We start from the raw sequence: 20,637 nt of genomic DNA on the forward strand, positions 1-20,637 counted from the left end.
CATTTGGGCTTTTTTCGTGTCTTAAATTTAACTAGCACCACGGGTATATCATAATAAGCGATAAGCGAGAAAGTAAATAATTACTAGTAAAACTTTATTCACCTTATAGAAACATTTAAGTGTCACATGGTATGTCTTACCCTAACTAGCAGGAGGAAATTATGATGAAAAAGCTTACTTACTAATGAAAAAACAAATATTGTCGGTGGATTTGGTTATCAATGGAAATGCAAAACAACTGGTTGGGAAAGCAGCTGGCATGCTACTTATCCAGGTTCTGCAAAACTAGCAATAGCTCACCAATCTCAATATGCAGGTCACGTTGCAACAGTTTATGCTGTTTAGTTTTTAACCTATGTGATGTTGTATAATATCTATAAGGTACTAAAAAAGGGGCTCGAGCTAGGCTCAAGTCCCCTGAGCATTAATATACCTTACTGCTTCAACAGAGTGACATATTATAACACTGTTATTTTATTTAGCATCGGTATTAAAACATAGCTCGCTTGTCGATAAATGAAACATAAAACCTCCTGACAAAAATCAGGAGGTTAAAGGTTATTTTACTTTATTTGACAACGATGTTGACAAGTTTGTTAGGGACAGCAATAACTTTGACGATATCTTTGCCTGCGATTTCAGCTTGAATCTTGTCATTGGAAAGGGCGAGTTTTTCGAGTTCTTCGCGACTTGCGTCTTTTGGTACGACCAATTTAGCTCGTACTTTTCCTTTGATTTGGATGACAATTTCAACGTCGTTTTCAACAAGTTTTGATTCATCCCATGTTGGCCATGCCACGTATGAAATGCTTTCACCTGATTGGGTCACGTTTTGCCACAATTCTTCAGCAAGGTGTGGGGCAAATGGAGCCAACAATTGAATGAAGCCTTTGGCGTAATCTACAAAGAGTTTGTCTTCTTTGTTGGCGCTGTTTACAAAGACCATCAATTGTGCAATCGCTGTGTTGAATTTCATGGCTTCGAGCTGTTCTGTAACGGCTTTAACGGTTTCATTGTAAACCTTGTCTAAAGTACCGTTATTGTCAGCAACGATATCTTTGGTTGTCAACAGGCGGTAAACGCGGTCAAGGAACTTACGTGAGCCTTCAAGACCTTCTTCAGACCAAGCGATAGAAGCGTCCAATGGTCCCATAAACATTTCATACACGCGCAATGTGTCGGCACCATAGCGTTCAACTACGTCGTCAGGGTTGACAACGTTTTTCAATGATTTAGACATTTTAGCTGGTGCTTGTTCCAATTCTTCGCCAGTTTCGATGTTGAAGAATAACCCATCGCGTTTTTCAACCTTGTCTGTTGGTACAAGGGCTCCACGGTGGTCGCGGTAGCTTGTTCCCAAAATCATCCCTTGGTTAAAGAGTTTTTGGAACGGTTCTTTGGTTGGAACAACGCCTAAATCATAAAGGAATTTGTGCCAGAAGCGAGCGTAAAGCAAGTGAAGCACGGCGTGTTCGGCACCACCGATGTAAATATCAACTGGCAACCATTGTTTCAATAATTCTTCGTCAGCTAGTTTTTCGTCGTTATGCGGGTCGATGTAGCGTAGGAAGTACCAGCTTGAACCTGCCCATTGTGGCATGGTATTGGTTTCACGGCGCCCTTTAACACCGTCTTCACGAGTAACTTCTAACCAATCTGTCAAGTTAGCTAGTGGTGACTCCCCTGTTCCTGAAGGTTTAATGTCCTTAGTTACTGGCAAGACCAGAGGAAGTTGGTCTTCTGGAAGGGCAGTGGTTGTGCCATCTTCCCAGTGAACGATTGGAATTGGTTCACCCCAGTAGCGTTGGCGTGAAAAGAGCCAGTCGCGTAAACGGTAAGTGACTTTTTTATTTCCCACTCCTTCAGCTTCGAGCCATTCGACCATTTTGTCAATGGCTTGCGCTTTGTCAAGACCGTCTAGGAAGCCAGAATTGATGTGAATACCGTCTTCTGTGTAAGCTTCTTCTTCAACATTGCCGCCTTCAAGTACTGGGATAATATCTAGATTGAATTGTTTAGCGAATTCCCAGTCGCGTGTGTCGTGGGCAGGAACAGCCATGATAGCACCAGTTCCATAGCTCACAAGCACATAATCTGCAATCCAAATTGGCATTTCACGACCATTGACAGGATTGATCGCATAGCTACCTGTCCAAACACCTGTTTTTTCTTTAGCAAGGTCTGTACGCGCAAGGTCAGATTTGAGGCTTGCTTGGTGTTTGTAATCTGCCACAGCTTGTGCTTGTTCAGGCGTTGTAATAGCATCAACCAATGGGTGTTCAGGTGCTAAAACAGCATAAGTCGCACCAAAAAGAGTATCAGGACGAGTGGTAAAGACTGTGAAATCTTGGTCTGTGTCCTTCACTTTGAAGGTCACATTGGCACCTGTTGATTTACCAATCCAGTTGCGTTGCATATCTTTGATTGATTCAGGCCAGTCAAGGTCTTCCAAATCTTCTAGCAAGCGCTCTGCATAAGCTGTGATTTTAAGCATCCATTGACGCATTGGTTTGCGGACAACTGGGTACCCTCCACGTTCAGAAGTACCGTCAGGAAGCACTTCTTCGTTGGCGATGGCTGTTCCCAATTCTTCAACCCAGTTAACAGGCACTTCAGCTTCGTATGCCAAGCCTTTTTCATACAATTTTGTGAAAATCCACTGTGTCCATTTGTAGTAGCTAGGGTCAGTGGTATTTACTTCACGGTCCCAGTCGTATGAGAAACCAAGTGCATTGATTTGGCGTTTGAAGTTAGCGATGTTTTGCGCTGTAAATTCAGCTGGGTCATTTCCTGTATCCATCGCGTATTGCTCAGCAGGAAGTCCAAAAGCGTCCCATCCCATTGGGTGAAGCACGTTATAGCCTTGTGCACGTTTGAAACGACTCAAAATATCAGTTGCTGTGTAGCCTTCTGGGTGTCCAACGTGAAGCCCTGCACCTGACGGGTAAGGAAACATATCCAACGCGTAAAAGTTTGGTTTATCAGCGTCTGTTCCTGTTTTGAACGTATGATTGTCAGCCCAATGAGCCTGCCATTTTTTCTCAATTTCTTTGTGATTGTAAGTTGCCATGTCATTTCTCCATGTTCATAGTATAGCTTCTATTATACCATGAAAATAACAAAGAAAAAAGGCGAAATCACTGGGGACTTCATGCCTTCGATAAATAAGCTTGTAAGCTCGCCATATCTGCTTTGGCTTGTTTCAAGCCAATCTGATAAATCTCTTCAAACTTGTCAGGGTTGGTTTCCAGACGTCCAATCTCTAATGGTTGGCTTGGTCTAATCGCAAAAACTTGCCCCTTCTGCTCCAAATCAATAATGTGCTCCAGCGTGTCATTATAGTATTGGTAACGTTTGGAAGCCACTTCGACAAAGTTAGGGTAATGCCTATAAAGCAACTTGTAAAGGCGACCACTAGACGCTTTTTTGCGGTAATCAAGCGGACGTGTCAAGACCACGATGAGTTTATCAAAGCCAAGGCTTTTGGCAAAATCAACAGGAATGCTGTCTGACAAGCCACCATCAAGGTAATGTTTGCCCTGCCACTCAACAATTTTTGAGGCTACTGGCAAGGCCGAACTGGCACGAAACAACTCCATTTGCTCAAACACATTGTCAATCTTGTGGTATTCTGCCTTACCTGTTTCAAGATTGGTGACAGTGACGTAAAAAGGAACACCAGATTGCTCAAAGGTTTCCTCATCAAAAACATCTAATTCCATGGGAACCTTGTAATAAGCAAATTCTTTGTTGACCACATTGCCCGTTCGTAACCAAGAACGAAGGCCCATGTAGTTAGGATAAGAAGCGTATTTTTGATTGTAACGGAGAGCTCTGCCCTTTTGCTTAGATAAAAAATTCACCCCAAAAAGTGCCCCAGCTGATACCGCGACTATCCCGTCAACCTTGATACCAGCATCTAAAAATGCATCGAGAACGCCAGCCGTGTAAAGCCCACGCATTCCCCCACCTTCTAATACTAAACCAACAGACATTTACAGACTCCTTTATTCTTGTATATAACTATGTACAGTATATCAAATGATTGGCAAAAGCACACAATGCCGATATCATTTTTAGCCACCGACCAACAAAAAAGCTAGAGCATTCACCCTAGCTTAATCATGACGCTTGTTTACAGTTCAGCGATTTGGTAAAGTTCCAATTCTGCTTGTGTTTCTGTTCCAAACATATTAATCATCAATTTCACTTTGTTGTTTTCAATTTCAACGACGCGACCTTCTTGTCCCATAAAGGCACCATCAATGATTTGAACCACGTCACCTTCTTTAATGTTGGTATCAATCACATCAACCGTTTGACCCATTGAGATGAGAATTGAGCGGATTTCTTCTTCCAAGAGCGGTGTTGGTTTTGAACGGTTACCGTGTGACCCAACAAATCCTGTAACGTTTGGTGTGTTACGCACAACAAACCAAGCTTCGTCTGTCATAACCATCTCAACCAAGACATAACCAGGGAAACGGTTTTCTTCAACTTCTTTGACTTTCCCGTTTTTCTCAACATTGACAGTTTGCGTTGGGATTTCCACGCGCAAAATATTGTCCAACATATTGTAGGTTTGGGCACGTTGCAAAAGGGTTTCTTTCACTTTATTTTCATACCCAGAGTAAGTTTGTAGCACAAACCAGCCTTTATCAAATGAATCTAGCATCTTTTCCTCCACTATAAAAAGCCCTGAGGGCTCTTTGCTTCGTTTTTTCTTTCATTATAGAATAAAAAGGCGTTCTCTGTCAATGATGGACTCGGGGAAACCACAAAAAAAGTGATGGGAAGTCCCACCACTTTTTGTTATTCTACCTAAAAACGGTTCAATAAGTCCGTTACTCCCAACGAGAGTAGTTTATCAAAGATATAAATCGCAAGTGTAAAAAACGCTGTATACTCTAATACAGAAATAAAATCTCTCCAACGTTGTCTACGATCTGGCCATGTTGTATCTCTTAAAACCGCAAAAACTCCCTTAATAAATCCCACGGATCGCTCCTCCTTCACACTCGTTACGTAATCGCCTTAATATTAACGTGTTTCTTTGTGTAACGTGTATTTCTTACAATGTTTACAATATTTATTGACTTCTAAACGTACAGGTTTAGGGTTGCTGCTCACTCCGATAGAGTAGTTACGGCTCCCACACTCTGTACAAGCTAAACTTGCTTTTTTCTGTGCCATAATGCCTCCAATATCATCCTATCATCTTTTTATCATTTTATCAAGTTTTAATTCGTTCGTCTATTAAACCAGTTGGAAACATTGTCCCAAACGTCTTGAACGGCTTGACCTATCTTTTCCTTGGCGGTTTGTGCTGATTCTTGAACCTTATCCAAAAAGTTATCTGAGCTAGATGATGGGCTAGTGTCAGTGTCAGACGCGTTGGCACTATAAATCAAGTCGTAACCGTTTTGACTATAAGCATTTTCAACAGTAAAGGCAGTACCTGCGGTGTATGGCAAGATGCGATTGGCAACAGCACTGAAAATCGTTGAGGCTGTTCCCGAGCTGGCATCTGTCAGGTAGTGATTTTCGTCCGTCGAATCATAGCCTAGCCACTGGGCAATCACCACATCAGGCGTGTAACCAATCACCCACTGGTCGCTCGTCAAATTGTCATTGAAGCTTGTTTCAACCGTACCTGTTTTTCCTGCCATGGTATAACCATAAGCATTGGCATTGATAGCAGAACCATTTGAAAAGGTTCCTAACATCATGCTGGTCATCTTGTCCGCAACAGTTTGGCTAATCACGCGTTTTTGGTCTTGTTTAAACTGTGCAATGACTTCACCGCTGGCATTTTCAATACGTGAAATCAAATGAGCCGTTGGCATGATACCGTCATTGGCAAAGGTTGAATAGGCCTGGGCCATTTCAAGCGGGTTGGTTGTGACACCGCCACCCAGCGCGATACCCAGTTCTTCCTTGACCTTCTTCATGTTCAGACCGAATTTCTCACCGTAAGTAATACCCTTGCTGATACCGATTTTATTGAGCAAATAAACAGCTGGAATATTGTAAGAATTAGCCAAGGCTTGATACATAGGAACATCAGCTGTTTCAACGCCACCATAGTTTCCAGGATCATAGCCATCGTAATCTTGCACGGTATTTGGCAATTCCGTCGTAATCGAATAGCCCGCCGCGACGGCTGGAGTGTAAACCACCAACGGTTTAATGGTTGATCCTGGGCTACGTGAGGCTTGGGTCGCGTAGTTGAAACTTCTAAAGGAAGCCGAACTTGAGCTCACACGCCCAACTAAACTACGCACAGCACCAGTTGCGGGATCCATTGCGACGCTGGCTCCTTGAGCGCTTTGACCATCATAACTTGACGTTGGGAAATAACTCGTGTCGTCAAAAACAGCCTGCATATTGTCTTGATAATTTTGGTCTAACTCCGTATAGATTTTATAGCCATTGTTGACAATATCATTTTCTGACAGATTGTATTTTTGCTCTGCTTCTTGAATAACCGCATCAAAGTAAGACGGGTACTGATAACTATCAGAAGTTCCTGTATAAGTATCGTGCAACTCACTGGCAATATCCACTTGTGAGGCCTCATCAGCTTGTTCTTGCGTGATTTTACCAGCGTGAACCATGGCCTGCAAGACCGTATTCCTTCGGTTGGTTGCATTCTCCACTGAGTAATATGGGTTGTAAATCTCAGGCCCCTTCAACATTCCAGCCAAAATAGCCGATTGCTCCAAGGTCAAATTCTCAGCGTCAGTACCAAAGTATTTTTGACTGGCATCTTCAACACCCCAAACCGAATTACCAAAATACGCATTGTTCAAATACATGGTCAAGATGTCGTCTTTGCTGTATTTTTTGGTCAACTCTAGCGCTAGGAAAAATTCCTTGGCTTTACGCGTGACGGTCTGTTCTTGGCTCAGGTAAGCATTTTTCGCCAATTGTTGCGTAATGGTCGAACCACCACCAAAACGCCCAAACGTAAAGACTGCCAACAAGAAACGCGAGTAATTGATACCGCTATTTTGGTAAAAGGTTCTATCCTCCGTGGCAATAACCGCTTCTTTCATGTAATCGCTGATATTGTCAAGGTCCACATAAGTTCCTTTTTGTCCCGACAGCGAGCCAATTTGCTCATCATTTTTATCGTAGATGACAGTGGTAGCCTTCAAGGCATCTTGCAAATCAGAAACGTTGGTTGATTTAGCAACCAAATAAAGGTAAGAACCAATCGCCAAGGTCGCTATCCCCGCCAAAATCAGCAGTATTTTACCAATATGGTAACGGCGCCAAAAACGGCGGATGGGATTCTGAGGAGAGGGTACAAACCGCAGGATTTTTTGCACCCAAGCGGGATAATGCTTGATTTTATCTTGGTGCGCACGGCTTCGCTGATAGCGTGGTGCAGCCTCTCCTTCTTGAGAATGGTCAGTAACGTCTTCAGGACTTTCTTCCTCGTTGAGCCACTCTTCAAAATTACGGTCCTCTTCCTGAGAAGATTCCCTTCCTGTCAAGCGCCTAACAAAGGACAGAAAGCTTTCTTTAATTCTTTTTAAATGTGTCATAATTCCATTATAGCAATTTCCCTTAAAATCGTCAGAAATGAAAAGGATGTCATTTGTTATAACGTTTTCATTCTATTTTTAAGGTTTTATGATAAAATGGTAGGGTAGAGATATCTGGTCAGACAAAGATATTAGAAAGGAATTGCTTATCATGAACAAAGAATTTGAAGCATTTAAAAAAACACTTTCTCCTGAAAGTCTAAAAACCATCTACGATGAAACAAAGATTGAAGTTTCTGAAAGCGAAACCGAAGGAACAGAAGCTTATTCTGTCGCAGTAGCAAGCCAAATGGCGGTCAACTTGGTGGAAAAATACCATGCTTGGCTCAAAGAAAATGAAAGCAAATAGGGCTTTAGCGCATCTCGTTGAGGTGCGTTTTTTTTTGGTATAATAGAGTTATGACTACATCTTACACATTTACCAATCCCTACCCAGACTGCACGGTCAAGGAACTCTTAGAAGAGCACCTGCTGATTCCTCGGAAAATTCGGCATTTTTTGCGCACCAAAAAACACCTGCTCATCAACGGAGAAACCATTAATTGGCAAAGTTTGGTGCAAACAGGCGACAGCATCCAGCTGACCTTTGATGAGGAAGATTATTCGCAAAAAGACATTCCCTTGGGACAAGCTAAATTGGTGGATTGCCTGTATCAAGACGAACACATTATCATCGTCAACAAGCCCGAAGGCATGAAAACACACGGTAATGAACCAACAGAAATGGCTCTGCTTAACCATGTTTCGGCTTATGTAGGGCAAACCTGCTACGTGGTGCACCGTTTGGACAAGGAAACCAGCGGAGCTATTTTATTTGCCAAAAACCCTTTTATCCTGCCTATTTTAAACCGTTTGTTGGAAAACAAGGACATTTCTCGTGAATATTGGTCCTTGGTTCAGGGGACTTTTGAGCCAAAACACCAAGTTTTTCAAGATAAGATTGGGCGCCACCGTCATGACCGCCGCAAACGAGTAGTCGACCCTAAAAATGGCCAGCGCGCCATTACTATCGTGGACCGTTTAAAAGTTTTTTCAAAGGGAAGTCTGGTTCGCTGCCGCTTAAAAACAGGGCGAACGCACCAAATTCGAGTGCATTTGTCAGCGCATCATTATCCCATTATTGGGGACCCTTTGTACAGCCATGTGTCCGATGACCGCCTCATGCTGCACGCCCACAAACTCAGTTTTACACATCCCTTAACCCTGCAAAAAATCAGCGTCGAAGCCCATTCTGACACGTTTGAAGCAGGCCTTTCTTAGATTCAAAAAAACAAGACCCAAACGCAGTTGAGTCTTGTTTTTAGTCGTCTTAAAACTTACAAACCAGCTTCTTTTAAAGCGTCTGCCAATCTAGCAAAATCCGCAATAGAAAGGGCTTCGCCACGAACAGACGGTTTGATATCTGCCATGTCAAGCGCTTGTTCCAATTTAGCCTTGGTTTCCTCAGCTTTTCCAAAATGGCTAGTCAAATTATTCCAAAGGGTCTTGCGGCGGTGAACAAAGCTGATTTTAGCAATGCGGAAGAAGAAATCTTCATCTTTCACTTGAACAAGAGGTTGCTCACGGCGTGTCATTTTCAAAATAGCTGAATCCACGTTCGGTGCAGGCACAAAGACCGTGCGAGGCACGATGAAAGCCACCTTGGCTGTCATGTAATATTGCACCGCGATTGACAATGACCCATAAGCCTTGATATTTGGCTCAGCTGAAATACGGTCTGCCACTTCTTTTTGCATCATCACGACAAATTCCGCAAATGGGATTTTTGACTCAATCAAATGCATCAAGATAGGTGTGGTGATGTAGTAAGGCAGATTTGCGACCACCTTGATAGGCAAATCGGGATTTGCAAATGATTTGATATGGCTTTGCAAATCAGCTTTCAAAATGTCTCCGTTGATGACTTTGACGTTGTCAAAATCGCGGAGCGTATCCGCCAAAATCGGAATCAAACGGTCGTCAATTTCAAAAGCCATGACTTCAGCAGCATTTTCCGCCAAAAATTCCGTCAAAGCACCGATACCAGGACCAATTTCAATCACGTTGACACCCTTGTCAATCTCCGCTGTATCTACAATCTTTTGAAGAATATTGGTATCTGTCAAAAAGTTCTGTCCAAATGATTTTTTAAAGGTAAACCCATGACGCTCAAGAATAGCACGCGTCACGCTATAATCTGCAATTCTCATAATCAATATTCCCCAACCAAAACGTGGGGACTTTTCTTTCCTTTCGTTTCTATCAATCTTAGTATAGAACACAGAAGACTCTTAAAAAGTCAGCCCTCATATGTTGCCATCGTTTCTTCTACTTCGGCCAAAGTAATGTCAAAGAGCTCTAAGCGTTTGAGAAGTTGTTTGCCGTTGCTATAACCAATACGAAGCTTTTCGCCCAAATATTCGCGACGTTTACGGCTATCTGCTCCCATTAAAAGCCCCAAGCGCATTAAGTCTGTTTTCGTGATGTCAAACTGGTCATCGTCATCAAAATGCCCCAACACACCTGACAAAGCCTTTTGCAAATCATCAAAACTGGCGTGTTCGACACCGAGCGAGCGCCCTTTTGTTTTTGACTTGGGAGCCGCCTCATCACGATTTAAAAAGGCGTGTTTCACATTTGGGATGGCATTCATGATGATTTTACGAATGCGTTCGCCGTTGTAATCTGGGTCGGTAAAGACAATAACCCCACGAAGATCATTTAATTTGTCAATACGCTCAAGGTCGTCATCATTGATAGCAGAACCTCGTGTTTCGTAGGTGTCCACATCGTAGAAACGACGCAAATTGGCTGTGTCGTCCTTGCCTTCAACCACAACCACTTCTTGAATTTTAATTTTCTCAGTCACAATCAAACAACCTCTTTGCATTTTCTGTTGTCGCTTGTGCCACTTCTTCCACACTCAAGCCACGGAGTTCTGCGATTTTATCTACAACATAGCGAGTATAAGCCGTGCGGTTTTCACGTCCACGTTTTGGAACAGGGGCAAGGTATGGGGCATCTGTTTCCACCAAAATCTTATCCAACGGCAATTTTTGCGCAGCTTCTTGCACATCAAGGGCTTTTTTAAAAGTGACAACCCCTGAAAATGAAATCATCATACCAAGCTCGATAAAACGCTCTGCCATTTCCAAAGACCCTGAAAAAGAATGAATAATCCCACCACGAGGGCCAACACCTGCCTCTTTGATAACTTGATAGGTGTCTTCTAGGGCATCGCGGGTGTGGACGATGAAAGGCAAATCATGGTCTTTTGATAATTGAATCTGACGCTTGAAAATCTCAATCTGAACATCTTTCGGGTCTTCCATCCAATAATAATCCAATCCAATCTCACCTAGACCAATCACTTTTGGATGTGACAAGTGGGCGACAATCATATCCTCCACTTCTTGATTGTAAGACCCAGCTTCTGTCGGATGCCAACCAATTGTAGCATAAACTTCAGGGTATTTTTCAGCCAAATCAAGGGCACGTTTAATCGTTGGTGCATCAAAACCAACCACATTGTGCCGAGTGACGCCCATTTCCTTAGCTAGCGCCAATTCTTCATCTTCACGCCCAACAAAATCGTCAGCGTTTAAATGCGTGTGTGTATCAAAAATCGTTATCATGTATTAGTCTATTCCTCTTTTTTCTCGTTTTTATTATAACATACTTCACGAAAAGGTATCCTGACACTAGGTTCACAAAAGAGCTGCACTTTCAAGCAAACGAAAATACCATCAGTCTCGAGCACTGATGGTATGGTTTATTCTATCAATTAAGCAGATAAAACTTTACGTCCTTTACGACGACGTGCAGCTAGGACACGACGACCGTTTTTAGTCGACATACGGTGACGGAAGCCATGCTTACGTTGACGACGAATTTTACTTGGTTGATAAGTACGTTTCACAGTGATTACCTCCTCATAGATTTTCGTATTCGTTTAGCCGGCTATTTTTGATCAGTTACTAAACATACCTTATTATTTTATAACAAGAATGGCATCCTGTCAAGCTGTACCGCTCTTTTGTTTGTGTCTATTTTTTTGAGAATAATCATCAAGCCTATAAATCAAGAGATTTCTCTGTTGAATTTTTTCAAAAAAAAATACCGAAACAAAGGTTTCCTTGCTTCAGTCTTGACTTTATTGGCTTTTTTTGTGTTACAATAACTTCAGACTGATTAAGCAAAGTGTAGATTTGTCTTAATCGGTGGAGTAGAAGTTACCCGCTTCTGCTCCTTTTTTTGATTTTCTACAATGATATTATAACAAAATTGTCAGAAAAATGCAAACAAAAACAACTTAAAAAAGCCTTAAAATCCAAAAAATTTTAAAGTTTTTAATACTTAAATTTTTGGCGGTCAAGAGAAGTAAATTTCCCAGCACGTTGAAAAATTTTGCGTGATTTAAATATCGTTTGTTCCTTCGCTTCTCGGAGATAACCAACGCTTAAACGTTGATTTTGATAGTATTCATGTTTTTTGTTTTTAAGATAATTATAGTAAGCATTTGGACAGATGTTCATTCTTCTAAGAAGCCATCTGACCCCAAATGTCTGTTGATATTTCTGGATGAACTGGTACTGAGCTAATCGATTTCCTTCGCAAAGAATGCTGCCGCTTTTTTTTAAAAATCATTTTCCTTTTTGAGTTCTTCAATTTCTTTGCGTAGCTTTTTTGCAACTTCGTATGAATCAGATTCTTCCCGTTTTGTTGGGCTGTTATCGCATTCTTTGCGGTATTGCTGTAACCAGTATGTCAGCGTGCCTTGTCCAAGATTATATTCTTCGGTCAGGCTTTTCTTGGTTCGTCCCTCTTCCAGATAGAGGCGAAGAACCTTTTGTTTGAGCTCAGGCTCGTAACGATTATTTGTCATTGTAACATCTCCTTGGATTATGTATGTATTTTACCAAACTATACACAGGTGTTACAACTTAATTATATCAGGTCAAATTTATTGGTTATAACAATTATACTTATAGCTCTTATTACTACACTTGTAGTAGGAATTAAATATCTAAAAAATAGGTCTTCAAGTCATCTTCTACCACAAAAAACTTCTTCAGAACATATGATCACCATGGAGAAACTATTAGCAACTAGTCTATGCATATTAGACCTCGTTATTCTTATCCATTCTAGCTTTCATCTTTTATCTTAACATTACAATTTGAAAAGTTACTGCTACATATTAACTTCAATGTCAAATTTAGCTCGAATATTATTATAAAAGTTAACATACTATAATTGATAAATATTATGATTAATGATTATCATAACAAGATTACCCTAGTTTGAAAGACACTCCTAATTGTCAATATAGAATCTAACAATTAGAAGTGTTTTTATAATACCAACTTTCAAAAATCAAACTATGATAAAAAATACTTTTGAATACAATCCAACTTCATCCCTTTTCTTAAAATAGGCTATATTTTTATTTTATACACTATATGGCATCATTAGTTATTATCTGATGAAAGCAATACTTTTCAACTTATTATTTTTCTAACTTGGTAGTGTATCATCTAATCTAACATAGATTTTTATGTCTAATTTAATTGACAGATTGAATCTCAAGCAATTATATCACACATTTTTACGTGCTCGTAATGCTGAGAGAATTGAAACAGTATCAACAACTTCTTGAAGCATAGCTCCTAATAAAGTTGGGATGACACCTGTTGCTGCAATGACCATCAGCACTAAACAAACAAATAAACCAATTAAAACAGATTGTTTAGCGATTTTCATGGTGTGTTTTGCAATAGCAATAACTTGTGCAACCTTACTCAAATCATCTTTCATGATGACAACATCTGCGTTCTCACTTGCTGCTGTTGATCCATGAGCACCCATAGCAATTCCGACATCTGCGGTTACAAGGGCTGGGGCATCATTTACACCATCTCCCACCATTAAAACTGGTCCATTTTGGACTTCAATATCTTTTAAGTGCTTAATTTTATCCTGCGGTAAGCAATCTGCGAAGACTTTATTAATACCAACCTGCTCTGCTATTTCCTTAGCGACTGAATATTTATCTCCAGTGAGCATAACTAGGTTTTTAACATCCATTTGTTGGAGTTTTTGCATTGTTTCCTTGGCTTCAGGTCGAACGGAGTCCTTAAAAGTAATATATCCGAGTAGATGACCGTTTTTACCAACATAAATGCTAGTTTCTTTTGAAAGATTTTCAGAACTAAAGTTTTTGATAAGGCTCGGTTTGCCTGCTGAAACTTCATTACCTGAAATCTTTCCTATGATACCTTGAGCCGTTACTTCAGTTGCTGATGTGACAGGTAAAAATGTAATACCTTTACTTTTAGCGTATTGTACTAGTGAACGTGCTAAGATATGTGATGAATTTTGTTCAAGACTTGCTGCAAGCTGAATGAGTTCTTCTTCCGTGGTCCCTTCAACTGCGATGATTTGATTGACAGCTAGGTTTCCTTGTGTAATAGTACCCGTCTTATCAAAAGCTACAGATTTTGCACCAGACAACTTTTCTAGGGTTGTCCCTGTTCTAATAATAATCCCGTTCTTTGATGCTTGACTCATGCCAGCAACCAGTGCTACAGGAGCTGCTAATATTAGGGGACATGGCGAAGCTACAACAAGGACTTGAGCAAAACGCACTGGATCTTTTGAGACAAACCAAGCAAATCCACCGATTACATAAGCAATGACTGTAAAAGGAATTGAATAGCGATCAGCAAGTCTAACAAATGGTGCAGGATTTGAAGTTGACTCTTTTACCAATCTCACCAATTGTTGGTATTGACTATCTTCAGCCAGTGAAGTAACTTCAAATTGGATAGAATTTGAACCATTCATAGAACCAGATAAAATATTATCTCCAACCTTCTTTTCAATTGGTTTAGATTCACCAGTCAGTGAGGCTTCATTAAAATCAGATTCTCCACGTAAAATACGTCCATCTACTGGCACCATCTCATCAGGTCTAACGACGACTACATCACCAATTTTTAAAGCTTCAACAGGAACATCTTCCAACTCGTGTCCAATCAAGCGATGTGCAATTTTGGGACTATTATCAAGAAGACTTCGTAATTCACGACTGGCCTGTTTACTGGCATAATCTTCAAGACTTTCCCCACCTGTAAGCATGATGAGAATCATAAGACTAGCCCAATAATCACCAACAAGTAAGGTAGCAATAATAGCTGAAATAGCTAGAATATCAACACCGTACTGACCAGATTTTAAAGTCTTAATCATATCAATAAGCATTGATAAAGACATAATACCGCCGGCAATAGCCACTAGAATGTAGGCCAAATCTGGTTTATGAAGAATAAAATTAATAACCAATGCACATAGTGCAATAGTTAGAGTTGTAAGTAATTTTTTGAAGTTTGACATTCTATTCACCTCTTTCTTACTTTTATTATATTATAATAGTTCCAAAAAAACTACTATTTATAATGATTCTAAATAAAAATCAAATTATTAAGTGCAACAAATATTTTACTGAGCTAAGTCAATATATCTTATTATCATAGTGTGACTTTTATCTAACTTCATAGAATGCAGTAAGTGACTATTTATGGGCGTGAAAAAATCTCTTGAATACCGTGTTCTAAAATATTACTGGAAACTCATTCAAAAGGATAGTCGAAAATTATCGCCCAATGCTTTTTATTCAAGGACTTTCAGAGAAACTCTAATATCTAAAGAGTATTTAAAAAGATTTTTCAAACACGTACCGCAACTTAAAAATTACTACAACCTTTATCCGTTATCAGAAATACATCACTAATGCTACTCCCTTATTCTAACGTCAAACCTGAAGCTACTAACAAACTCATCAAAGATATTAAACGAAACACTTTTGGTTACAGGAACTTTGACAACTTTAAAAAACGCATTTACCTCGCTTTAAACATCAAAAAATCGAGAACATCATTTGTTCTCGCTAGAGTTTAACTTTGACACCTATTACAGTTGACAAAGAGCGATTCATATGCAGGTAACTCTCATCATAGCAAGGACGAATACAATTCATGGTTAATTAATGACATGAATTTATTAAAAGATAACGGTTTTAATCAGTTATACAGCGCCATTGAAAGTATTATAACTGTGCTATTTAACGCTTTTGCTATCATTTATTTTCATTGGCTACTACTTGCGGTTAGTATTTTAATGACTGCTTTAGTTTACTTTCTTCCTAAAATTTTTGAAAATAATATTGCACAAGAAACGGAGGCTGTTTCATCTGATTTGACTGTTGCTTTAAATCGTACAAGTGATTATTTAAGTGGTTTTGACATTTTTTCCACAATAATCAAACTGCTTACTTTAAAAATCGCATTTTAGCAGACTTTTTCACAGTGGTAAAATCCAAGGTTAAGTTGGCAAGAAGCTCTAGTACGGCTAATTCTCTTTCATTGATGTCAAGTGTTGTGGCACAAGTAATTATTTTTATGGTTACTGGTTATCTAGTCATTAAGGGGGAAATCACTACGGGGGTTATTTTCTCAATTGCCAATCTAACCAGTTGCCTATTCAACTACACTAGGGGAGCTGCTTATAACATTGTTACCTTTAAAGCGACCTTTAAATTGCTAGAAAAATACCCTAAAAAAGTAAGTATTGAGAATCTCGATGCCATAACTAATTTTAATTAAGAATTGGTTATTCACGATTTGTGTGTCACTTTTGAAAATGGCAATAGCATCACCTATCCTAATATTACGATTAAGAAAGGAGAAAAAGTTGCTATTGTGGGAGGCTCGGGTGCTGGAAAATCAACATTAATCCGAGTATTAACAGGAGAATTGACCTGCTATGACGGTGATATTGTGATTGATAATCATCATTACAAAGATACGTTGCTAGAAAGTTTGCAAACTATTTTTGCCTTGATTCCTCAAAAACCACATATTTTTAAAGAATCTTTACTTGATAATCTGACCCTTAGTCGTTCTGTGGATAAGGACGTTTTTAAAAAGGTTTTGACTTTTGCACATGTGGATAGCTTTATTTGACCAAATTATAAAACTCTGAACATTCTTAGCTGCCTCTTTTTTATCGTTCGTTTTTTATACAACAAAAATACTATTTTACTTATAATAAAAAATAAGATATAATAATATCCTAACATTATTTAAAACATTGTGTCTTAATATTCGTAAAAAGGAGAAGTGATGTCTACCAACAATCGTTATGTCATCGCAAGTTGTGGTGTTATCTTGCATTTAATGCTAGGCTCTACCTACGCTTGGAGTGTTTATCGTAATCCTATTATTGCTGAGACTAGCTGGAATCAATCAGCGATTGCCTTTGCTTTTTCGCTTGCCATTTTCTGTTTGGGCATGTCGGCTGCATTTATGGGGCAAGTTGTGGAAAAATTTGGACCTCGTGTTACTGGTACCATTTCTGCTATCTTATATGCTTCTGGAAACATCCTGACAGGCTTTGCTATTGCCCAGCATAGTATCTTTCTGCTTTATCTTGGTTATGGTGTCCTTGGCGGTATCGGGCTGGGTACGGGCTATGTCACACCCGTATCAATGATTATCAAGTGGTTTCCTGATAAACGAGGGCTGGCAACTGGGCTAGCTATAATGGGATTTGGCTTTGCCTCTCTTTTAACCGGTCCAATTGCGCATTTTTTAATCACCAAATATGATGTTATCAACACCTTTTACCTGTTAGGGGGAGCTTATTTTCTGGTCATGCTTATCGTCTCACAGTTTCTCAAATTTCCATCCTACAGTGAACAGGATACTGACGACAGTCATAAGCAATTAAGTCAAGGTATTGGAGCTAAAAAAGCCTTAAAAACAGTTGAATTTTACCTGCTCTGGCTAATTCTCTTCATCAACATTTCTTGTGGGCTTGCCTTAATCTCTGTTGTCTCACCTATGGCACAAGATATAGCTGGCATGACTGCCAACCAAGCTGCCATTATCGTTGGGCTTATGGGAATTTTCAATGGCTTTGGAAGATTGCTCTGGGCTAGCTTGTCAGACTATATCGGTCGTCCGCTGACCTTCCTTATTTTATTTGTTGTTAATATACTCATGACTGTATCGCTCATATTCCTTCACGCGCCAGCATTGTTCACCATTGCCATGGCTGTGCTCATGACTTGCTACGGAGCTGGCTTCTCACTCATTCCACCATATCTTAGCGATATTTTCGGTGCTAAAGAGCTAGCAACCATGCACGGTTATATTTTAACAGCTTGGGGAATGGCTGCGCTAGCAGGTCCAATGCTGCTTGCTGTCACATACTCAGCAACCAAATCATACATAAGTACTCTTATTATCTTTATCCTACTCTATCTACTTGCACTAGCTATTACACTTTGGCTAAAATCACAAAAAGAAAATAAATATTTATCATAAAAATAACCCCCTAGCCTGTGGTGAGCAAGCTAGGGGGGTCTGTGTAATAATATTGTCTATTTTTTCAGAGTAAACACAAATTTTAAAGGGTATTCAATACATTTTAAGGAGTAAAGTGTTGAATTAATGTAAAAATTGGATTAGGATTCCTCCAAGGATGAGGACGATTGCACCGCCAAGTCGGTTTGCCATTTGGGCAAAGGCAATCATTTCCATGCGGTCCGCCGCAGAAAGCACAGCGATATTTCCTGTGCCACCCATGGAATTGTTAATCATCCCAGCACCGATAGCTGTTTCGACTGGATACATACCGAGAACCTGTCCCAAAATCCAGCTAGCAAGTCCCATTGACACAACAGATGTTAAACCGATAAGGACAAATTGCCATGTCATGGCTTGCGCTAATGAACTCAAATCAATCATTGAAAGCCCAATACCTGCCAAAACAGCGTGTGTCAAGTTAGTCATAATCACACGATTAAACATAACCACTGCTTCTTCTAATGGTTTTGGTACAATATCAAGCGCTTTGAGAACAAAGACAATGATAATCATAAAGGCATAGCTGTGCACTTTTGGAATAAAGGCATTTAAGATAACGCCGATAAGGAAAAGGGCAAAGGCAAACATCATTCCGACACCGATTTTTGTAGGGTCAAGCGGAGCTTCAGATTTTTTCAAATCGTCTTTGTCAACAGGGATGAGCACACCGTGCCCATTGAATTTGGTGTTAGCAAATCCACGCGCCAACACAATGGCACCGATAATGGCAAAAATATTTCCTAGCGTGGTTGCTGGGGCTAATTGTGACAAGATTGATGAGGCATCTGTGTGCAATCCAGCCGCATAGATTTTGGATAATGGCACGATTCCTGCACCCATTCCTCCTGCCATTTGGGCAAATGAAATGTACATGACAGAATGTCCAAAGCCTTGACCGAGCAAAGCCCCAACAGCACCAGTGGCAAAGAAACCGATAACCATTGATAAAAGAGCGACAGGAATGAATTTAGCAGAGGCTTTCACCAAAAGTTTGCGGTTCATCCCTAGAATTGAGCCACAAATAAGCGCTGCAATATAAAAATCTAGAAAACCCCAATCACTCATGAAACTAGAAGTGGCTGAAACAACTGATCTTGGAATCAATCCTGTTGAAGCTAAGATTGCGGCTAACAGCAAGGTAAAGACTGACCCACCACCAAGGTAAGTATTCCAAAATGGTAATCGTTCACCAAGGAAGTAGAAAAGATGTCCTAAAACGACCAACATGAAAGTAATTCCAACCATATTGAGCGGTAGTTTCCCCATAGCAATAACAACAGCTAAAATGATAACCAGAGCCTTATAAAGTGGAGCGGAAACACCCGCAATTTTAACGTTCGAGAATTTTTTCATACGAATGGTTATCCTCCTTCATTAATATTTTGGATACCATTTAAGGTCACGAACAGCTTTAGCCATGTCTTTTTCTTCAGCTTGAGCCAAACCTTGTTCTTGAGCTTTTTTGGCAACAGCTTCCGCAACTTTGATAGAAACTTCAGCAACGTATTGGAATGGAGGAAGAACAGGTGCTCCTGGTTGACCTGGATCTACAAGACCACTAAGTGAGTGAGCTGCAGCACCAATCATTTCATCTGTAAGAAGTGATGCTTCAGAAGCCAACATACCAAGACCAAGACCTGGATAGATTAGAACATTGTTTGCTTGACCGATTTGATAATCAACGCCTTTGTAGCTTACTGTATCTGAAGGCACACCAGTAGCAACGAAGGCTTTACCGTCTGACCATTCTATAACTTGCTCAGCAGTTGCTTCTAATTTCTTAGTTGGGTTTGAAATTGGGAAGATAACTGGACGTTCAGTGTTTTCACACATTGCTTCAACAACTTCTTTAGTGAAGGCACCAGCATCAGTTGATGTACCAACCAAGATTGTTGGTTTAACTGTTTTAATAACGTTAAGAAGGCTTGTCATATCACCGCAGTCAGTGAAGTCTTCACGTTTTTTAGCAAATGGTTTTTGAGCAGGTGTCAAATCTTCCATGTCATCGAAAAGAAGACCTTGTTTGTCAATCATGAAGAAGTGTTGGAATATCAATATCAAAATGACTTTCCAATTCAACAATCAATTCGACAGTTCCCATACTATCAAGGACGCCTGCGTCAAACAAATCTTCATCCATCATGTCTGAAACGTCTTCCATAAAAAGATCATCAATAATTGCTAATACATCTGATTTAATATCCATTTGCTAAACTCCTGTTGAAGCCGTTGCTAAAATAGCTGTTGAAAATAAAGCGACTGCTTTAATCTTTTTCATTGGTTTCCTCCTTTATTCATTTCGTTGGCGATGATAGCCAACTCCTGTTAACACAAGAAGATTATCTCCGTTTCGATTAATTCTCTCAGCAATGATAAAGTGTTTTCGCTTGACGGTTAGAATTGCTGAGTAGATCTCGTGAAAACGGAGAATCTCTTCACTAACAACTTGCCAATTGCCATTAACCATTCGTTTTTCTTGCACTACTGCAAACTTTGGTCTGACAATGGCTTGCCTTCCGTCAACAAGGTAAAGAATAGCTTCACCTTGTTGTCCAAGAAGACGTAAGTCTGATAGAGTCATTTCTGGTCTATCAAATACTTTTTGTAAGTTTGGTATAGCAAACTCCTTTCTGCTGCTTATGTAGAAATAAATTCTATCCGCAAATTTAAACGCA

At 40.0% G+C, this 20,637-nt stretch carries 19 protein-coding genes and 4 pseudogenes; 6 read left to right on the plus strand and 17 right to left on the minus strand.

What is annotated here, in order from left to right; all coding sequences use genetic code 11:
• Positions 1–568: 568 nt before the first annotated feature.
• The 6 genes from leuS to pbp2a form a co-directional block, all read right to left on the minus strand.
• Complete coding sequence (gene leuS / locus HFK82_RS05985) at positions 569–3,070, minus strand: leucine--tRNA ligase (protein ID WP_168261145.1); 2,502 nt, start codon at positions 3,068–3,070, stop codon at positions 569–571.
• Positions 3,071–3,149: 79 nt separating this feature from the next.
• The gene (locus tag HFK82_RS05990) at positions 3,150–3,995 is read right to left on the minus strand and encodes a patatin-like phospholipase family protein (protein WP_154454842.1); all 846 of its coding nucleotides are present in this window, start codon (positions 3,993–3,995) and stop codon (positions 3,150–3,152) included.
• Between the two features lie 140 nt (positions 3,996–4,135).
• Entirely contained in the window at positions 4,136–4,675 is a 540-nt protein-coding gene (nusG, locus tag HFK82_RS05995; protein WP_154454841.1) for a transcription termination/antitermination protein NusG, read from the minus strand.
• A gap of 146 nt (positions 4,676–4,821) precedes the next feature.
• Positions 4,822–4,998, minus strand: a complete 177-nt coding sequence (gene secE, locus HFK82_RS06000; RefSeq protein WP_167829286.1) for a preprotein translocase subunit SecE — start codon at positions 4,996–4,998, stop codon at positions 4,822–4,824.
• Positions 4,999–5,040: 42 nt separating this feature from the next.
• A complete protein-coding gene (gene rpmG, locus HFK82_RS06005) occupies positions 5,041–5,193 on the minus strand; it encodes a 50S ribosomal protein L33 (protein ID WP_003067827.1) in 153 nt (50 codons plus the stop codon).
• A 47-nt stretch (positions 5,194–5,240) separates the two neighbouring features.
• Complete coding sequence (pbp2a, locus tag HFK82_RS06010) at positions 5,241–7,553, minus strand: penicillin-binding protein PBP2A (RefSeq protein WP_168261146.1); 2,313 nt, start codon at positions 7,551–7,553, stop codon at positions 5,241–5,243.
• 151 nt (positions 7,554–7,704) lie between these two features.
• On the opposite strand from pbp2a, the gene HFK82_RS06015 reads away from it, so the two are divergent.
• The gene (locus HFK82_RS06015; protein WP_168261147.1) at positions 7,705–7,902 is read left to right on the plus strand and encodes a hypothetical protein; all 198 of its coding nucleotides are present in this window, start codon (positions 7,705–7,707) and stop codon (positions 7,900–7,902) included.
• 50 nt (positions 7,903–7,952) lie between these two features.
• Positions 7,953–8,813, plus strand: coding sequence for an RluA family pseudouridine synthase (locus tag HFK82_RS06020; protein WP_168261148.1), 861 nt, complete (start codon positions 7,953–7,955; stop codon positions 8,811–8,813).
• Between the two features lie 56 nt (positions 8,814–8,869).
• On the opposite strand, the gene rsmA is transcribed toward HFK82_RS06020, so the two are convergent.
• The 7 genes and pseudogenes from rsmA to HFK82_RS06050 form a co-directional block, all read right to left on the minus strand.
• Positions 8,870–9,742: a 16S rRNA (adenine(1518)-N(6)/adenine(1519)-N(6))-dimethyltransferase RsmA gene (gene rsmA, locus HFK82_RS06025; RefSeq protein ID WP_168261149.1), complete on the minus strand. Its 873-nt coding sequence runs from the start codon at positions 9,740–9,742 to the stop codon at positions 8,870–8,872.
• An 89-nt stretch (positions 9,743–9,831) separates the two neighbouring features.
• Positions 9,832–10,401, minus strand: a complete 570-nt coding sequence (rnmV, locus tag HFK82_RS06030; RefSeq protein ID WP_293695337.1) for a ribonuclease M5 — start codon at positions 10,399–10,401, stop codon at positions 9,832–9,834.
• On the minus strand, positions 10,394–11,167 hold the full coding sequence (locus HFK82_RS06035; protein ID WP_168261151.1) for a TatD family hydrolase: 774 nt from the start codon (positions 11,165–11,167) through the stop codon (positions 10,394–10,396). Before HFK82_RS06035 ends, rnmV begins: the two co-directional genes overlap by 8 nt.
• Positions 11,168–11,316: 149 nt before the next feature.
• Positions 11,317–11,451 carry a 50S ribosomal protein L34 gene (rpmH, locus tag HFK82_RS06040; RefSeq protein WP_002885866.1) on the minus strand — a complete coding sequence of 45 codons (135 nt, stop codon included), beginning with the start codon at positions 11,449–11,451 and terminating at the stop codon, positions 11,317–11,319.
• Between the two features lie 430 nt (positions 11,452–11,881).
• Positions 11,882–12,025, minus strand: a pseudogene (locus HFK82_RS09315) (ISLre2 family transposase); the annotation flags it as partial.
• 143 nt (positions 12,026–12,168) lie between these two features.
• Positions 12,169–12,417: a transposase gene (locus tag HFK82_RS06045; protein ID WP_014295356.1), complete on the minus strand. Its 249-nt coding sequence runs from the start codon at positions 12,415–12,417 to the stop codon at positions 12,169–12,171.
• Positions 12,418–13,130: 713 nt separating this feature from the next.
• Complete coding sequence (locus tag HFK82_RS06050) at positions 13,131–14,927, minus strand: heavy metal translocating P-type ATPase (RefSeq protein WP_168261152.1); 1,797 nt, start codon at positions 14,925–14,927, stop codon at positions 13,131–13,133.
• A gap of 199 nt (positions 14,928–15,126) precedes the next feature.
• On the opposite strand from HFK82_RS06050, the pseudogene HFK82_RS06055 reads away from it, so the two are divergent.
• From HFK82_RS06055 to HFK82_RS06065, 4 genes and pseudogenes are all read left to right on the plus strand, one after another.
• A pseudogene (locus HFK82_RS06055) lies at positions 15,127–15,491 on the plus strand (transposase); the annotation flags it as partial.
• A 93-nt stretch (positions 15,492–15,584) separates the two neighbouring features.
• Positions 15,585–15,884, plus strand: coding sequence for a hypothetical protein (locus tag HFK82_RS09010; RefSeq protein WP_239472507.1), 300 nt, complete (start codon positions 15,585–15,587; stop codon positions 15,882–15,884).
• Between the two features lie 314 nt (positions 15,885–16,198).
• Positions 16,199–16,555, plus strand: coding sequence for an ATP-binding cassette domain-containing protein (locus tag HFK82_RS09015; RefSeq protein ID WP_233451206.1), 357 nt, complete (start codon positions 16,199–16,201; stop codon positions 16,553–16,555).
• Between the two features lie 159 nt (positions 16,556–16,714).
• Positions 16,715–17,920 carry an L-lactate MFS transporter gene (locus HFK82_RS06065; RefSeq protein ID WP_168261153.1) on the plus strand — a complete coding sequence of 402 codons (1,206 nt, stop codon included), beginning with the start codon at positions 16,715–16,717 and terminating at the stop codon, positions 17,918–17,920.
• A 123-nt stretch (positions 17,921–18,043) separates the two neighbouring features.
• Here the strand turns inward: HFK82_RS06065 and HFK82_RS06070 are convergent, their stop codons facing one another.
• The 4 genes and pseudogenes from HFK82_RS06070 to HFK82_RS06085 form a co-directional block, all read right to left on the minus strand.
• Positions 18,044–19,315, minus strand: coding sequence for a 2-hydroxycarboxylate transporter family protein (locus HFK82_RS06070; RefSeq protein WP_168261154.1), 1,272 nt, complete (start codon positions 19,313–19,315; stop codon positions 18,044–18,046).
• Positions 19,316–19,336: 21 nt separating this feature from the next.
• A pseudogene (locus tag HFK82_RS06075) lies at positions 19,337–20,011 on the minus strand (malic enzyme-like NAD(P)-binding protein); the annotation flags it as partial.
• Positions 20,007–20,168: pseudogene (gene dltC, locus HFK82_RS06080) on the minus strand (D-alanine--poly(phosphoribitol) ligase subunit DltC); the annotation flags it as partial. The pseudogenes dltC and HFK82_RS06075, both read right to left, overlap by 5 nt.
• An 84-nt stretch (positions 20,169–20,252) precedes the next feature.
• Positions 20,253–20,579, minus strand: a complete 327-nt coding sequence (locus tag HFK82_RS06085) for a hypothetical protein (RefSeq protein ID WP_014295381.1) — start codon at positions 20,577–20,579, stop codon at positions 20,253–20,255.
• Positions 20,580–20,637 lie beyond the last annotated feature (58 nt).

This window comes from Streptococcus alactolyticus (assembly GCF_012277075.1).
Lineage (GTDB): Bacteria > Bacillota > Bacilli > Lactobacillales > Streptococcaceae > Streptococcus > Streptococcus alactolyticus.

What these genes read in the sequence shown, in the direction of transcription:
- HFK82_RS06015 (WP_168261147.1), top strand. Translation starts at nt 7,705, where the DNA reads ATGAACAAAGAATTTGAAGCATTTAAAAAAACACTTTCTCCTGAAAGT.
- rpmG (WP_003067827.1), bottom strand. Translation starts at nt 5,193, where the DNA reads ATGGCACAGAAAAAAGCAAGTTTAGCTTGTACAGAGTGTGGGAGCCGT.
- HFK82_RS06070 (WP_168261154.1), bottom strand. Translation starts at nt 19,315, where the DNA reads ATGAAAAAATTCTCGAACGTTAAAATTGCGGGTGTTTCCGCTCCACTT.
- leuS (WP_168261145.1), bottom strand. Translation starts at nt 3,070, where the DNA reads ATGGCAACTTACAATCACAAAGAAATTGAGAAAAAATGGCAGGCTCAT.
- HFK82_RS06020 (WP_168261148.1), top strand. Translation starts at nt 7,953, where the DNA reads ATGACTACATCTTACACATTTACCAATCCCTACCCAGACTGCACGGTC.
- pbp2a (WP_168261146.1), bottom strand. Translation starts at nt 7,553, where the DNA reads ATGACACATTTAAAAAGAATTAAAGAAAGCTTTCTGTCCTTTGTTAGG.
- HFK82_RS06065 (WP_168261153.1), top strand. Translation starts at nt 16,715, where the DNA reads ATGTCTACCAACAATCGTTATGTCATCGCAAGTTGTGGTGTTATCTTG.
- HFK82_RS06035 (WP_168261151.1), bottom strand. Translation starts at nt 11,167, where the DNA reads ATGATAACGATTTTTGATACACACACGCATTTAAACGCTGACGATTTT.
- HFK82_RS06050 (WP_168261152.1), bottom strand. Translation starts at nt 14,927, where the DNA reads ATGTCAAACTTCAAAAAATTACTTACAACTCTAACTATTGCACTATGT.
- HFK82_RS05990 (WP_154454842.1), bottom strand. Translation starts at nt 3,995, where the DNA reads ATGTCTGTTGGTTTAGTATTAGAAGGTGGGGGAATGCGTGGGCTTTAC.
- HFK82_RS09010 (WP_239472507.1), top strand. Translation starts at nt 15,585, where the DNA reads ATGAATTTATTAAAAGATAACGGTTTTAATCAGTTATACAGCGCCATT.
- nusG (WP_154454841.1), bottom strand. Translation starts at nt 4,675, where the DNA reads ATGCTAGATTCATTTGATAAAGGCTGGTTTGTGCTACAAACTTACTCT.
- rsmA (WP_168261149.1), bottom strand. Translation starts at nt 9,742, where the DNA reads ATGAGAATTGCAGATTATAGCGTGACGCGTGCTATTCTTGAGCGTCAT.
- HFK82_RS06045 (WP_014295356.1), bottom strand. Translation starts at nt 12,417, where the DNA reads ATGACAAATAATCGTTACGAGCCTGAGCTCAAACAAAAGGTTCTTCGC.